A 13,639-nucleotide genomic window follows, 5' to 3' on the forward strand; every position below is an offset into this window, starting at 1 on the left:
GTCATGGAGCAGGGAGGGACGCGCAAGCAGATGCACCGCACGCGGCGGCACCCGAATGGGTCGGCGCGAGCGGCGCATCCTCAATGCGATCTCAAGCGTTTGTTAGGCCAGGTGGCTGATCACCGCGTCTGCGAACGCCTGCGTGCCGACAGCCCCCTCGGTGGAGCCCGTGAGGGCGCGGCGCACATCGCCGGTCACCTGCTCGCCCGCGGCGAGGACGCTGCGCACCGCAGCGCGCATGCGGTCCGCGGCGCTGGTCTCCCCCAGGTGGTCGAGCATCATGGCCGCCGAGAGGATCTCGGCCGTGGGGTTCGCGATATCGCGGCCGGCGATATCCGGGGCCGATCCGTGCGTTGCCTCGAAGATCGCGGCGTGCCGGCCGATGTTCGCACCCGGCGCCATGCCGAGGCCGCCCACCAGGCCCGCCCCCAGGTCGGAGACGATGTCGCCGTAGAGGTTCGGCAGCACCAGCACGTCGAATTGATGCGGGTCCTGCACGAGACCCATGCAGGCGGCGTCGACGATCTTGTCGTCGAAGGCGATGTCGGGATGGCTCGCGGCCACCTCGCGGGCGACCCGCAGGAAGAGGCCGTCCGTCTCCTTCATGATATTCGCCTTATGGACCGCGGTGACCTTGCGGCGCCCGCAGCGACGGGCGTAATCGAAGGCGTACTCGACGATACGGCGGGNTCGCGACGAATGGCAGCCTCGAGCCAGTCGGCATCCTTCTCGGCGTCGGCGGAGAAGACGCCGATGGGCATGCTCGGGTCGATGACGTAGTTGTCCTTGAAGGATTTGACGAGGCCCTTCAGTGCTTTCTTCCTTCCGCGGCAGACTCCCGTCAGGGTCAGGGAGCCCGAGAGGTCGAAGGAGAGGGCAGGCTTGATATCGAGCTTGCTTGAAAGCTGGGCCGCCGCGGGGGGGATGCGGCCGCCGGCGGCGAGGGCGTCGAGGCTGTCCAGGGTGAAGTAGCCGTGGATGTAGGTCTTCGCCTCATCGGCCCAAGCCGCGAGCTGGCGCGCGGTGAGGCCCGCCGCCCGCTGGCGCACGGCCTCGATCGCAAGCAGCATGCCGCAGGCGCAGGGCAGCGCGTTGTCGACCACGTAGATCTCGAAATCGGGATGCGTGCGACGGACCTCTGCCGCGGCCTGGCACGCCGAGTCATAGCTCGACGACAGGGCGCTCGTGAAGCAGAGGTAGATGGTGGGCGTCCCCTCCTCGGCGCACTGCGTGAAGAACTCGAGGTAGCGACCGAGGGAGACGGCCGAGGTGGACGCCCGGGAACCGGCGCGCAGCTGATCGTAGAAGGCCTTGGGCGTGATGGAGGTCCAGATGTCGTCGGTGTGCTCGACGCCATCCACGATGTATGGGAAGCCGAGTATGTCGACATCCAGGGTGGCGGCGATCTCAGGTGTCAGGTCCGCGCAGGTGTCGACCACGATGCGGCACCGATCGTGGTGCCCGGTGCTGGGGGTTGCTGTACTCATGCCCGCCTCTCGATATGAAGGATGGCGGCGGCCACCCCGCATGGGATGGCCGCCACCCGATTCATGCCTATGGGTTCATGTTACTCGTCAAGCGTCTCGATCTTGGGCTTGATGATGCCGTATCCACCATTCTTACGGTGATAGACCACATTGATCAACCCGGTGGTGGCGTTCTCGAAGACGTAGAAGTCGTGGCCGAGCAGATCGGTTTGGACAAGGGCCTGTTCCTCGGTCATCGGCGTGATGTCGATGACCTTCTCGCGAACGAGCTGATCGTCCTCCTCCTCGGGGATCAGCAGATCTGCGAGGTCTTCGACGCGGGGCACGGGTGCCACCTCAGCCGCAGACGCCCCGCCCTGACGGTTATCGACGACCTTGGTCTTGAACTTGCGCAGCTGTCTCGTGACCTTCTCAGCGGCCGCGTCGATGGCGGCATACATATCAGAGCCGTGCTCTGCGACGCGAATCACCGAACCGCGGGCGCGCACGGTCGCCTCAACGATAGCCGGCTCGGGATTCGAGGGGTTCTTCTCATAGCGGAGCACCACGTCGACGGTCATAGGTTCGATGTCGAATACCTTGCAGGCCTCGCCGATCTTATCCTCGACGTGAACGCGCAGCGCATCAGTGACGGTGGTCTTGCGACCCGAAACCTTGATATCCATGACCGACTCCAATCTATCCGGGTACAGAGACGGACACCAGCGCAAACGGTGACCGGTACGTTTGTTGTACCCTAACCGGCCATCGATCGGGCCCAGGTCCGCCCACACCACGGAACGAACCGGATGCCGATGGGGTGTTGACAGGAGCCGAACGCATGAGGTGGGTTCATGGGTGTCGCGAACAGCACGCGTTCACAGGGCTGCGCAGGTTGCAAACAGGCCTGCTACTGAGCCGACGATGCAGAGGTCCGGGCGGCGGCGCGCTCGGACGAGGTCGTGGCGCCCGTGAGGAGCGACCCGCTGAGCGAGACCGGAAGTCCGCCGTACCAGGCCCGATGAATGGCTTCAAGGCTGCCGTCGCCCTCAAGGGCGGAGAGCGCGCTCTCAACCTCACGGGCGAGCGTGTCGTTGCTCGTTTTCACCGCGACGCCGTACGATGCGGCCTCGTCGAGCGTGCACACGAACGACATACCCGGATAGGCTCGGGAGAGGTAGCCGCCGGAGGTGGCGTCGCAGGCAGCGAAGTCGGCCTCGCCCCGCGCGACGGCGGCGAGCGACTCGTTCACGTTGGCATAGGTCTTCTGCGTGGCCTCTATGCCGGCCTTCGCCAAGACGTCCTGGGCGGTGGAGCCAACCTGAACTGCGATGGTCGCCGCCGAGAGATCCTGCAGGGAGGGCACCTCGGTGCTCGTGCGGTCCTGCGCGAACAGGGCCGGCGCATCCTCAAGGAACACTCCTTTGAGGCTGAGCCCGCTCGAAAGGCCGCGCTTCTCAGCCCCCAGGTAGATATCGGGAGCGCCTGCCGTTCCAATTTTCGAGGGATCGGCACCGGTCAGAAACACCGGTGTGAGACCGAGCTTCTGCGCGAGGGCACGGCCCACGTCCACGGTGTAGCCGGTGAGGGTGCCCGTATCATCGGTGATGATCTGAGGGGCGTCCGATGAGGCGATGCCGATGAGCAGCTCGCCGTCGGATGAGACGGCGGGCGCGGAAACCTTCGGGCGCGCGGTCGTCGGGGTGACCTCGGCGAGCGTCGGGGTGATCAACGAGCAGCCACCCAGGGTGAAGATGGATGCGAGGGCGAGCACCGCCACCGCGATGCGACCGATACTGCGTCCGTGCGACCGTGCCATGACTATCCTTCGCCTCACCCGTGCGTGCCCCTATGCGTTCCCCAGCTGACCTGGTTTTTGACCCCACACCTGCACACGGGGGCGTTTGCTCTGCCAACCGCAGCCGGCATCACGACTAGCCCGCTCGCCCGCGGGGCATGGATTGCCCCTGTGTAGAACGGACGGTGCGACTTACCTCTAGGACGCGCCATGATCGCCGCCGCGCGCACGCGGCAGCTTACGTGGATCCTTTTGACCGCGTCTGCCTTGGACTAGGACGGGCGGACCCGTCCGCAACCACAGCCTGGAAGGAACGGGGATCAGTATAGCAGCCAGAACGCGCCGGCAGGGCGCGAATACCCCAGCATCAGGCCTCAAGGCGCTTTATCACCCGGGCGGGCACGCCGGCGACCACACAGTTGTTGGGGACGTCGCGGGTCACCACGGCCCCAGCGCCCACCACCACGTTCGATCCGATCGTGACACCGCCGGTAACCACGCAGTTCCCGCCGATCCATACGTCGTCGCCGATGGTGATGGGCTTCGAGATCGCCAGGCGCTGCCGGCGGTCGCGGCCGTCAAGCGGATGCCCCGTCGTGGCGATGATGGTTCCCGGCCCGATCATGNCGTGCGTTGCCTCGAAGATCGCGGCGTGCCGGCCGATGTTCGCACCCGGCGCCATGCCGAGGCCGCCCACCAGGCCCGCCCCCAGGTCGGAGACGATGTCGCCGTAGAGGTTCGGCAGCACCAGCACGTCGAATTGATGCGGGTCCTGCACGAGACCCATGCAGGCGGCGTCGACGATCTTGTCGTCGAAGGCGATGTCGGGATGGCTCGCGGCCACCTCGCGGGCGACCCGCAGGAAGAGGCCGTCCGTCTCCTTCATGATATTCGCCTTATGGACCGCGGTGACCTTGCGGCGCCCGCAGCGACGGGCGTAATCGAAGGCGTACTCGACGATACGGCGGGAGCCCTCCTCTGAGATGGGCTTGATGCTGATGGCCGAGCCTTCGCGGAACGGAGCCTGGCCTGAGCGCTCCACCAGGGATGCAAGCTCTGCCACCTCGGGAGCGCCCGGGGCGAACTCGATGCCCGCATAGAGGTCCTCGGTGTTCTCCCGCACGATGACGAGGTCGATGTCACGATAGCGCGAGCCGTCGCCCGGTTGCGAGAGGCAGGGGCGCACGCAGGCGTAGAGGTCGAAGTGACGGCGCAAGGCGACGTTCACGCTGCGGAAACCTGTCCCCACCGGCGTTGTGATGGGGCCCTTGATGGCGATGCCGGTGCGCTCGACGGCGTCGAGCACGTGCTCGGGCAGGGGCGTGCCGAACTCGTCCATCACGCAGGATCCAGCCTGCTGGACGTCCCATGCGATGTCGACGCCGGTGGCCTCCACGACGCGCCGCATGGCCTCCGTGATCTCCGGGCCGATACCGTCACCCGGAATGAGCACAACCTGATGGGACATGGCCCCTCCTACTCCTCGTCATCCTCGATGTCGTCGTCGCTCTTCTGCACCGTGCTGGCCCGCTTCTGGGGGTTGTCGAGCTTGAAGCGCTTGACGAGCAGCTCGTAGATCTCGGAGGAACGGGTGCGCAGATAGGCGCCCTTTCCGTGCTCTGCGTCGAAGTGCAGGCGGCCTGCGAGCTCGCCGGCCACATGGCCGTCGATCTTGCCGGTGGCGAAATCGTAAAGCGATGCGAGCATGTCGCGGTACTCGAGGTCGCCGTGGTAGCACTGGATGGCCTCGTCGAGGATGGGCCAGACCTTCTCGGAGCGGCGGCGCTCGGTGGCGCCCCAGGCCGAGAGCATGCGGAAGGCCGCGAGCCTGAGCGTCGCAGAATCCTCGTCGAACAGGGCCTCCTCGGCGGCGGGGAATGCAGCGCCGATCTCCTTGGCGTGCTCACCCACGAGCAGGGTGCAGGCGTCGAGGATCTCCCAGCGCGTCTGGGCCTCGGGACGCTCGAGGGCGTCGATCAGCTGCGTCATATGCGGCGCGAGCAGATCGGGCTCGCGCTCGGCGAGGAGGGCGACGACGTGGGCCGCAAGCTGACGCTTGCGGCGACTAGCACCGGAGAGGTCCTCGATCAGGGCTGTGAGCGCGTCTTTGTTGTCCTCGATGCGCTTCAGCTGCTCGACCTCCTCGGCAGTGAGATCATGTTCTATACGGTCTGCCATATGTTCTACCTCGCGTTTCCATTCGCATCACACTTCTTCTCCGTGACTGAGATCACATCGGGGGCCGCATCGCCTGTGAGTCGGCGGGCACGGCGCTCGTCCCCTCCGCCCCGCTCGGCGGTCTCGCGGTGAGATCGGTTCACGTTGAAGGCGCGGTCGTGCACCTTCCAAGGGCCCGAGGATTCGCCGAAGGTCATCTTGAGGCCGACGATGAACCCCGCGAGCAGGCCGATAACAACCGAGTATAGCAGCGGGAGCGATGCCACGATCGCCGCGGCGACCACAGCGGCCACGATCGCCGCGGCGTTCATCTTCCAGTAATCGGCCGTCGTCACCGCGTGCTTGCCCACCGACGAGGCGATGAGGAAGCCGACGTACACGCTGAAGACGAAGAGCAGGACGGACAGGACGATGAAGGGTATCTGCACGGGCGCTACTCCTTGTGACCGTGATCGTGGTGGTGATGGTGGTGGTGCTCGCACTCATGGTGATGCCGGTGCCCATGGCCCTCGTGGCCATGCTCACAAGAGCAGGAATGGCCATCGTGGTGGTGCTCATGCCCATGGTGGTGGTGCGCGTGATCATGCCCCTCGTGATCGTGGTCATGGTCGCAGACGCAGGCGTGGCCCTCATGATCGTGGTGGTGGCCGTGCTCGCAGGAGCATGATTCGCCATGCTCGTGGCCCTCATGCTCGTGGCCGCAGGCGCAGCCCTCCTCATCAGCATCCTCTGCACGGTAGAGCGACCAGTCCAGCCCGGCGGCCGTGGCATCGGCCTCCTCCTGGTACAGCAGGGTGATGGCCTGGGTGCCGAGCTCACCGCCCCCGATCGCCTCGAGCATGTCGAACAGGGTGAAAGCGGTGTCGGCCGCAGGCAGGGCGATTTCCTTCTCCTCGGCGACGGTGAGGGCGAGGCCGAGGTCCTTCAAGAAGTGCTTGACCTTGAAACCCGGCTTGTAGTCTCCGGCGAGGGCGGCCGGCGCGAGGGAGTCCATCGCGCCCGAGCGGCCGGTGCCGGCGTTGATCAGCTCACGGGTCTGCTCAAGATCGAGCCCGCTCTGCTGCGCGAGAGAGAGGGCGTCCGCCATGCCCACCATGGCCGCGGAGAGCGCTACTTGGTTGGCGAGCTTGGCGGTCTGGCCGGCTCCGGCGCCGCCGAAACAGAAGATCGTGCCGCCGAAGGTCTCGAGCACGGGACGGACCGACTCGAGATCGCGCTCTGTGGCACCGGCGATGAGGGTCAGCGTGCCGGCCACGGCACCCTGCTCGCCCCCGGTGACCGGACAGTCGAAGGCGTGCAACCCCGAGACCTCCGCGGCCTCGGCGATATCACGGGCGAGATCGGGGGAGCTCGTGGTGAGGTCGATGAGGGTCGCCCCCTGCTTCGCCGAGGCGAGGATGCCGTCGCCGGCGAGGTAGACCTCCTCGACATCGGTGGGGAACCCGAGCATCGTGAAGACGATGTCGGCATCGGCGACAGCGGCCGCAGGGGTGTCTGCCCAGGCGGCGCCGCGCTCGATCAGGCCCTCGGCCTTAGCGCGCGTGCGGTTGTAGACGGTGAGCGGGTAGCCGGCGTCCAGGATGTGCCCGGCGATGGGTGCGCCCATGATGCCGGTTCCGATGAAGGCGACGGACGGTTTGGTCTTGGCCATGCGTTCTCCTTTGCACGCGCCCGTCGGTGCGGGCACGGATCGACTGGTGTTATTCATACCCAAAACGGATCGCACCGTGGGATGCCGACAGATAGGGTCAAGAGGGCGGCTCCATGGGAGCGTCCGCGCCGTCCTATGACGCTCCGCTGCCCGGCGAGCCCCTCAGCGAACTCCCCGCACGCGCTTCGCGATGCGGTCTGAGAGCGATATCTTCTCAGCGCGGTCCTTCCCCCAGAACATGACGGCGACCATACCCGGACCCACATGGGCACCGATGGTCGGCCCCACCGAACCGCGCAGGATGGTGGCCTCGGCACAGCCCTCCTCGCGACGAATGGCAGCCTCGAGCCAGTCGGCATCCTTCTCGGCGTCGGCGGAGAAGACGCCGATGGGCATGCTCGGGTCGATGACGTAGTTGTCCTTGAAGGATTTGACGAGGCCCTTCAGTGCTTTCTTCCTTCCGCGGCAGACTCCCGTCAGGGTCAGGGAGCCCGAGAGGTCGAAGGAGAGGGCAGGCTTGATATCGAGCTTGCTTGAAAGCTGGGCCGCCGCGGGGGGGATGCGGCCGCCGGCGGCGAGGGCGTCGAGGCTGTCCAGGGTGAAGTAGCCGTGGATGTAGGTCTTCGCCTCATCGGCCCAAGCCGCGAGCTGGCGCGCGGTGAGGCCCGCCGCCCGCTGGCGCACGGCCTCGATCGCAAGCAGCATGCCGCAGGCGCAGGGCAGCGCGTTGTCGACCACGTAGATCTCGAAATCGGGATGCGTGCGACGGACCTCTGCCGCGGCCTGGCACGCCGAGTCATAGCTCGACGACAGGGCGCTCGTGAAGCAGAGGTAGATGGTGGGCGTCCCCTCCTCGGCGCACTGCGTGAAGAACTCGAGGTAGCGACCGAGGGAGACGGCCGAGGTGGACGCCCGGGAACCGGCGCGCAGCTGATCGTAGAAGGCCTTGGGCGTGATGGAGGTCCAGATGTCGTCGGTGTGCTCGACGCCATCCACGATGTATGGGAAGCCGAGTATGTCGACATCCAGGGTGGCGGCGATCTCAGGTGTCAGGTCCGCGCAGGTGTCGACCACGATGCGGCACCGATCGTGGTGCCCGGTGCTGGGGGTTGCTGTACTCATGCCCGCCTCTCGATATGAAGGATGGCGGCGGCCACCCCGCATGGGATGGCCGCCACCCGATTCATGCCTATGGGTTCATGTTACTCGTCAAGCGTCTCGATCTTGGGCTTGATGATGCCGTATCCACCATTCTTNATGGTGACCGGTGCGCCGTCGAGCACCGTAACGTTGTAATTCGCGGTGAAGCTCTTTCCTACGTGGATGTTCTGACCGTTGTCGCAATGGAACCCGGGCTGGATATCGAGCCCCTCGCCGGCGCTCCCGAGCAGCGCTCGGGCGGCTGCCTCACGGGCAGCGGAATCGAGCGGATCGACCGCGCTGAGGGCAGCGCAGCGCTGGCTGGCCGTATCCTTCATCCGCGCGAGCTCGGGGTCGTCGTAGCGGTACGCGAGCCCCGCCTCGAGCTTCTCCATCTCCGTCATCTCAGTGGAATCCATATGTGCCTCCCAGCTGTGTCCGCCTGGCCCGTGGGGCCGTCTTCTCTCCCGCTATGGTACCTTTATTCTTATAGTCTTATCGCTTTATTTTCTTTAAGCACGGGGGACGGATGGGGACTCACCTGAAGAACAAGGATATCGCCCGGATCCTCGGCATCTCGGCGACGGCGGTGTCGCTCGCTGTAAACGGGCGGCCCGGCGTGTCAAACGAGACCCGCCGCCGCGTCTTGGAGCTGGTGAACGAGAGGAATCGGCAGTCCCTCGGCGAGGCCCTGGCGAGCACGCGCGCGAACGGGAGCCTGTTGCTCGTGATCCACAAGACCACCGGCGAGGTCATCAACAATCTGCCCTTCTTCTCCGCCCTCATCGAAACCGTGCAGGCGGAGGCCTACCGCCTCGGATACCCCATCACCATCGCGCACCACCTTCCGGGCCAGGACTTCGAGGAGCACCTGGAGTACCTCGCGGGCCTCGACGCAAACGGCATGGTGCTCGAGGCCACCGAGCTCGATGAGCCCCACCTGCGGCGCTACCTCGAACTGGATCTGCCGACCGTCCTGCTCGACGGGTACTTCGACCTCGTCCCGGTGAGCGCGGTCACCCTGGATGACCAGACGTCCATGCTCCGCGCGTTCGCTTACGCGGCTGACTGCGGCCACCGGGCCATCGGCTTCCTCGCCGGAACCCCTCGCATCAACAACTTCATCCATCACCTCGATGGCTTCCGCAAGGGGATCGCCGAGTTTGGCGACAAGCGGGCCGCCCATCCCGTTATCGAGCTCCCCTGCCAGATCGATGCCGCGTATCGGGCCATGGCCGCGTACCTCGCTCGCCCACCTCGCGGTTTCACGATGCCCACCTGCTTCATCGCCGACCTCGACAACATCGCTGTCGGCGCGATGCGAGCGCTCGCCGAAGCGGGGGTCCGCATCCCCGAGGATGTCTCGATGATCGGCTACGGGGACACGGTCGCCGCGAAGGTCTGCCGCCCGCAGCTCACCACCACGCGGATCAACCTGTACGACTCCGGGCGGCTGGCCGTGCAGCGCCTTGCCGACCTGCTCGCCCACCCAGAGCGACAGAGCGCCACGACGACCTTCGTCTCCTCCGAGCTCATCGAGCGCGACAGCGTGCGGTGCCTGGCAAAGCAGGCGGGCAGTCGGACGAGGAACGGGACCCCGGCGATGGAGATCTCATCGGCGGGAGGTGGGTCCGCTGATTGACGGTGAGCGACCCCCGCATGCAGGCGGGCCGTGGCCGCGAGATCTCGTTGGCGGCAATGCTGGACTGCCGTCTCACAACACCGCTGGCCAGGCGCTTGCCCGGGCGATGGCGTGGGCGCACCACCAGGCACTTGAGACGCTCTCCCCCACACGGTGCGCCGGATGTGAGCGCGTGGGCGAGCTCATCTGCGATCGATGCCTGGAGGAGCTTGTCGTGATTGATCCTGCGCAAGCGTGCACGGTATGCGGGGCGCCATTTGGGGCGATGCTCTGCACCGAGTGCCGCGGCGAGGCGGGCAGCTGCGACCGTGTGCTGGCGGGCACCGTGTTCGAAGGACCGGCGCCGCGCATCATCCGCGCCTACAAGGATGCGGGGGAGCGACGGCTGGCGGCAGCGCTCGCGGACATCCTGGTTGATACCGCTGAGCACGCCGAGGCGACGGCCGATGCGCGATATGGCGGGATACTCCGCCGCGCCGACGCCCTCACCTTTGTTCCTGCGACGGCCACGGCTTTTCGGCGGCGCGGCTTCGACCATATGGAGGCCATCGCCCGGGAGATGGCATCGATAACCGGAATTCCGCTCCTCGATGCCCTCGTGAAGCATGGCTATGCAGACCAGCGAGAGCTGGGACGCGCCGACCGCCTTGAGGCCGCCTGCGGCCAGTACGAGGTGGTGGCCGATGTCTCCGAACTGAGAATCCTGCTGATCGATGACGTCATCACCACCGGTGCGACCCTGAACAGCGCTGCCGACACCCTCAGGCGATCAGGGGCGGCATCCGTGGACGGGCTCGCCATCTCACGCGTGTGGTGAGCGCGCGCCCGCTGCGCCCGGGAGCCACTGACTCCCGGGCGCAGCGGTGCAGTTGAACGGGGTGCCGACCAGACTGCCGCAGGCCTACTCTCCTGCCTGCTCCCCACCCTCGCGACGGGGCTTGCGCGGGCGGCGACGGCGCGGGCGCAGGGTCTGGGTCTGCTCCCCCTCCTGACGCGTGCCGCGCCTCTCGTCCTCGGCGGCAGCNTCGGGCCGGCATGAGGAGCAGCCCTGGGACTCAGCCCGTTTCTTGCATCCGTCCGAGCAGCTCATGTCAGCGAGGTCAACCCGGAACACGCGACCCCCTTCAAGGCGCAGCACCAACTGCTCGCGCGGGGTGTTGTACTCCTGGATGCGCGCCTTCCCCAGCGGGGTCTCGATCAGCGTCTTCTTCTTGGGAGCCCGGCTCTTGAAATCCTTGTACGCCTCGAACTCATAGCGCAGGCAGCACATGAGGCGGCCGCACATACCGGAGATCTTCGAGGAGTTGAGGGGCAGGTCCTGCTCCTTAGCCATCCGGATGGAGACGGGCTCGAACTGACCGCCAAACCGCGCGCAGCAGAGCTCCTGACCGCAGGTGGCATAGCCGCCGGCAAGGCGGGTCTCGTCGCGGACGCCGATCTGGCGCATGTCAACCCGGATGCGAAAACGCTGCGAAAGGTCGCGCACGAGCTGGCGGAAATCGACCCGTTCCTCAGCCGAGAAGTAGAACACGGCCGCCTCTCCACCGAAGAGGAACTCCACGCCCACGGGCTTCATGTCCAGCTTGTTCTTGGTCACGAGCTCGCGGAAGTCGGCCATGGCCGCATCCCCGCGCTCGCCCAGCTCGTCTGCACGGTCGAGATCGATGTCGTCGGCGATGCGAATCACGGACTTCAAAGGGGCTGCCAGCTCAGAGGCGGGAACCTCGAACGGATCCGCCGTGACAAGGCCGATCTCGGTGCCGCGCTCGGTGTCGCAGACGGCGTAATCCGCCTGGACGATATCGAGGCCCTCGGGATCGAACCACAGGTCGCGCGAGGCGAAGGGAAACTTAACGGGAACGACTACGGGCATGTGAGCCCCTTCCTGATATCGAAGAGCATGACCTCGACGGCCAGCTGGGGGGTTACATTGCGCGCGATGCGCGACTCGGCCAGGGAGACGGCGTCGAGGGCGGCGAGCACGCCGGTGACGTGTGCGCGCGCGGCGAGGCGATCGACGATGTCGGCGACGTCCGCGTTGACGATCTCACCGGGCACCCCTTCAAGGCGCGTGAGCACGTCGCGCAGAAGCGAGCGGACGCTGGCCAGCACCTCCATGATACCTGAACGCCTGCGTGCGGTGAGCTCGCGCTTGTTGCGCTCCTCGAGCTGCTTCAAGGCGCCGCGGGAGAGGTAGTCGGCATTCTGCTCGAGGATCGCCTTCTGCGTCGATTCAACCTCGGCGAGCGGCGCGTCGGCCGCCAGGATGACCTCCTTGGCCGAGGACAGGATATCGGCCTCATCGGCATGGAGCAGGGCGTCGACCGCTCGAAGGACGGTGCGCCGTGCCGCTTGGCGGTCGGCCGACTTCAGGAACTCGATGGCGCGCGCAGGGCTCCCGGCGGCAGCGAGGGCCATACGGCAGCGCTCACGCGCGACCCCCGTCGCACGCTCCACGGCCGCGGCCGCGCGCTCAGGGGCGACCATGCGGAAGGGAACGCATTGGCAGCGCGAGACGATCGTGGAGAGGATGGCCTCGGCTGAGGTGCCAAGCAGGATGAAGGTGACACCCGCGGGCGGCTCCTCCAAGGTCTTGAGCAGTGCGTTGGCCGTGTTGGCGCGAAGTTGCTCGGCGCGGTCGATGATGTAGACCTTGGCGGTGCCGCGGATGGGCGCGAGCGCCACCTCCTCGAGCAGCGCACGGGTCTGGGCGATCACGTAGCCGGTGGCGCTCTCCGGCTGGTACAGATGGACATCCGGGTGCGTCCGCCGGGCCACGCGGACGCAGGCGTCGCAGGCCCCGCAGCCGCGCTCCCCCTCCCGCTCGCAGAGCAGGGCCTGGGCCAGGGCCCAAGCGGCATCGAGCTTGCCGGAACCAGGAGCGCCGAGGAAAAGGTAGGCGTGGCTCGTGCGCCCCGCCTCAGCGGCGCGGGCGAGGAAGTCGCGGACGCGCGGCTGGGTGTCGAGCTGGGAGAGGAGGCCGGGCATCAGAGGCTCACCGCCTCGCGCACGATAGCGAGGGCGCGCGCGTGGACCTCGGAGGGCGTGCCGGAGGCGTCGACGAGGCGGACCCGCGCGGGCTCCTCAGCCGCAAGGGCGTGAAAGCCCTCGGCCACCCGCCGCTGGTACGCGATACCCTTGGCCTCCATGCGGTCGGCGGCGCCACGTCCAGCGGCGCGATGAGCGGCAGCCTCCACGGGGAGATCGAAGACGAGGGTGAGCGTCGGGTGGACGCCGTCGACGGCGAGCTCGTTGGCCAGGCGCACGCGGTCGCGATCAAGTCCGCCGGCGAAAGCCTGGTACGCGGTGGTGGAATCGTAGAAGCGATCGCAGATGACCGTCTTGCCGGCTGCGAGCGCGGGCGCGATCACCTCGTGCACGAGTTGGGCGCGAGCGGCCTCATACAGCAGAAGCTCACAGGTGGTGCCCATCTTCGTGTTGTCGGGATCGAGCAGCAGGGCGCGGATGTTCTCTGAAATGGTCGTGCCGCCGGGCTCGCGCAGATGGCAGACGCTCGCACCCGCGTGTTCGAGCGCGGCGGCGAGCAGGGCGGCCTGGGTCGACTTGCCGCTACCGTCGATGCCTTCGAGGGTGATGAATGCCGGGGACATGGAGCTCCTTGCGAATGCGGGGGCGGCGCCGACATGAGGGCACGCCCGCCCGGTTTGCTTCGCCCCATCATAACGCGATACCCGGACACAGGCCCCTTGCGGTGGAGACGGCTACATCACCCAGATGTCTGCCCTCTCCGCTGTCGGCGCGTG

Annotated in this window: 14 protein-coding genes and 1 pseudogene; 2 read left to right on the forward strand and 13 right to left on the reverse strand. The window is 66.8% G+C overall.

All coding sequences use genetic code 11. From position 1 onward, the window contains the following. Positions 1–102 precede the first annotated feature (102 nt). From CAP13_RS00680 to CAP13_RS00725, 10 genes are all read right to left on the reverse strand, one after another. Positions 103–717 (reverse strand): isocitrate/isopropylmalate family dehydrogenase, encoded by a 615-nt coding sequence (locus CAP13_RS00680; RefSeq protein WP_342743189.1) that lies wholly within the window; start codon positions 715–717, stop codon positions 103–105. Continuing rightward, positions 603–1,529: a DegV family protein gene (locus tag CAP13_RS00685; RefSeq protein ID WP_425429815.1), complete on the reverse strand. Its 927-nt coding sequence runs from the start codon at positions 1,527–1,529 to the stop codon at positions 603–605. Before CAP13_RS00685 ends, CAP13_RS00680 begins: the two co-directional genes overlap by 115 nt. Positions 1,530–1,567: 38 nt before the next feature. Next, positions 1,568–2,152 (reverse strand): ribosome hibernation-promoting factor, HPF/YfiA family, encoded by a 585-nt coding sequence (hpf, locus tag CAP13_RS00690; RefSeq protein WP_085829763.1) that lies wholly within the window; start codon positions 2,150–2,152, stop codon positions 1,568–1,570. A gap of 224 nt (positions 2,153–2,376) precedes the next feature. Continuing rightward, entirely contained in the window at positions 2,377–3,285 is a 909-nt protein-coding gene (locus CAP13_RS00695; protein ID WP_085829764.1) for a substrate-binding periplasmic protein, read from the reverse strand. 346 nt (positions 3,286–3,631) lie between these two features. Next, positions 3,632–4,732, reverse strand: a complete 1,101-nt coding sequence (locus CAP13_RS00700; protein WP_085829765.1) for an isocitrate/isopropylmalate family dehydrogenase — start codon at positions 4,730–4,732, stop codon at positions 3,632–3,634. 8 nt (positions 4,733–4,740) lie between these two features. Further along, entirely contained in the window at positions 4,741–5,442 is a 702-nt protein-coding gene (locus CAP13_RS00705; protein WP_085829766.1) for a hypothetical protein, read from the reverse strand. Between the two features lie 5 nt (positions 5,443–5,447). Continuing rightward, positions 5,448–5,870 (reverse strand): hypothetical protein, encoded by a 423-nt coding sequence (locus tag CAP13_RS00710; protein WP_085829767.1) that lies wholly within the window; start codon positions 5,868–5,870, stop codon positions 5,448–5,450. 5 nt (positions 5,871–5,875) lie between these two features. Further along, a complete protein-coding gene (locus CAP13_RS00715) occupies positions 5,876–7,093 on the reverse strand; it encodes an NAD(P)-dependent oxidoreductase (protein WP_085829768.1) in 1,218 nt (405 codons plus the stop codon). Between the two features lie 162 nt (positions 7,094–7,255). Then, positions 7,256–8,215 (reverse strand): DegV family protein, encoded by a 960-nt coding sequence (locus CAP13_RS00720; RefSeq protein ID WP_085829769.1) that lies wholly within the window; start codon positions 8,213–8,215, stop codon positions 7,256–7,258. A gap of 80 nt (positions 8,216–8,295) precedes the next feature. Further along, the gene (locus CAP13_RS00725; protein WP_143764855.1) at positions 8,296–8,652 is read right to left on the reverse strand and encodes a maltose acetyltransferase domain-containing protein; all 357 of its coding nucleotides are present in this window, start codon (positions 8,650–8,652) and stop codon (positions 8,296–8,298) included. Positions 8,653–8,762: 110 nt separating this feature from the next. Between CAP13_RS00725 and CAP13_RS00730 the strand changes: the two genes are divergently transcribed. Then, complete coding sequence (locus tag CAP13_RS00730) at positions 8,763–9,875, forward strand: LacI family DNA-binding transcriptional regulator (RefSeq protein ID WP_085829770.1); 1,113 nt, start codon at positions 8,763–8,765, stop codon at positions 9,873–9,875. Between the two features lie 106 nt (positions 9,876–9,981). Beyond that, on the forward strand, positions 9,982–10,692 hold the full coding sequence (locus CAP13_RS00735) for a ComF family protein (protein ID WP_085829771.1): 711 nt from the start codon (positions 9,982–9,984) through the stop codon (positions 10,690–10,692). 192 nt (positions 10,693–10,884) lie between these two features. On the opposite strand, the pseudogene CAP13_RS00740 reads toward CAP13_RS00735, so the two are convergent. The 3 genes and pseudogenes from CAP13_RS00740 to tmk form a co-directional block, all read right to left on the reverse strand. Beyond that, positions 10,885–11,748 (reverse strand): annotated as a pseudogene (locus CAP13_RS00740) (PSP1 domain-containing protein); the annotation flags it as partial. Continuing rightward, positions 11,739–12,863: a DNA polymerase III subunit delta' gene (holB, locus tag CAP13_RS00745; protein ID WP_085829772.1), complete on the reverse strand. Its 1,125-nt coding sequence runs from the start codon at positions 12,861–12,863 to the stop codon at positions 11,739–11,741. The pseudogene CAP13_RS00740 and the gene holB, both read right to left, overlap by 10 nt. Then, a complete protein-coding gene (gene tmk / locus CAP13_RS00750; protein WP_085829773.1) occupies positions 12,863–13,486 on the reverse strand; it encodes a dTMP kinase in 624 nt (207 codons plus the stop codon). The genes holB and tmk overlap by 1 nt, the downstream gene beginning before the upstream one ends. Positions 13,487–13,639: the final 153 nt, after the last annotated feature.

The sequence above is a fragment of the Collinsella vaginalis genome (assembly GCF_900176655.1).
GTDB lineage: Bacteria > Actinomycetota > Coriobacteriia > Coriobacteriales > Coriobacteriaceae > Collinsella > Collinsella vaginalis.

Coding starts and splice junctions, on each gene's coding strand:
- CAP13_RS00735 (WP_085829771.1), top strand. CDS start 9,982: ATGGCGTGGGCGCACCACCAGGCACTTGAGACGCTCTCCCCCACACGG.
- hpf (WP_085829763.1), bottom strand. CDS start 2,152: ATGGATATCAAGGTTTCGGGTCGCAAGACCACCGTCACTGATGCGCTG.
- CAP13_RS00715 (WP_085829768.1), bottom strand. CDS start 7,093: ATGGCCAAGACCAAACCGTCCGTCGCCTTCATCGGAACCGGCATCATG.
- CAP13_RS00730 (WP_085829770.1), top strand. CDS start 8,763: ATGGGGACTCACCTGAAGAACAAGGATATCGCCCGGATCCTCGGCATC.
- holB (WP_085829772.1), bottom strand. CDS start 12,863: ATGCCCGGCCTCCTCTCCCAGCTCGACACCCAGCCGCGCGTCCGCGAC.
- CAP13_RS00695 (WP_085829764.1), bottom strand. CDS start 3,285: ATGGCACGGTCGCACGGACGCAGTATCGGTCGCATCGCGGTGGCGGTG.
- CAP13_RS00705 (WP_085829766.1), bottom strand. CDS start 5,442: ATGGCAGACCGTATAGAACATGATCTCACTGCCGAGGAGGTCGAGCAG.
- tmk (WP_085829773.1), bottom strand. CDS start 13,486: ATGTCCCCGGCATTCATCACCCTCGAAGGCATCGACGGTAGCGGCAAG.
- CAP13_RS00720 (WP_085829769.1), bottom strand. CDS start 8,215: ATGAGTACAGCAACCCCCAGCACCGGGCACCACGATCGGTGCCGCATC.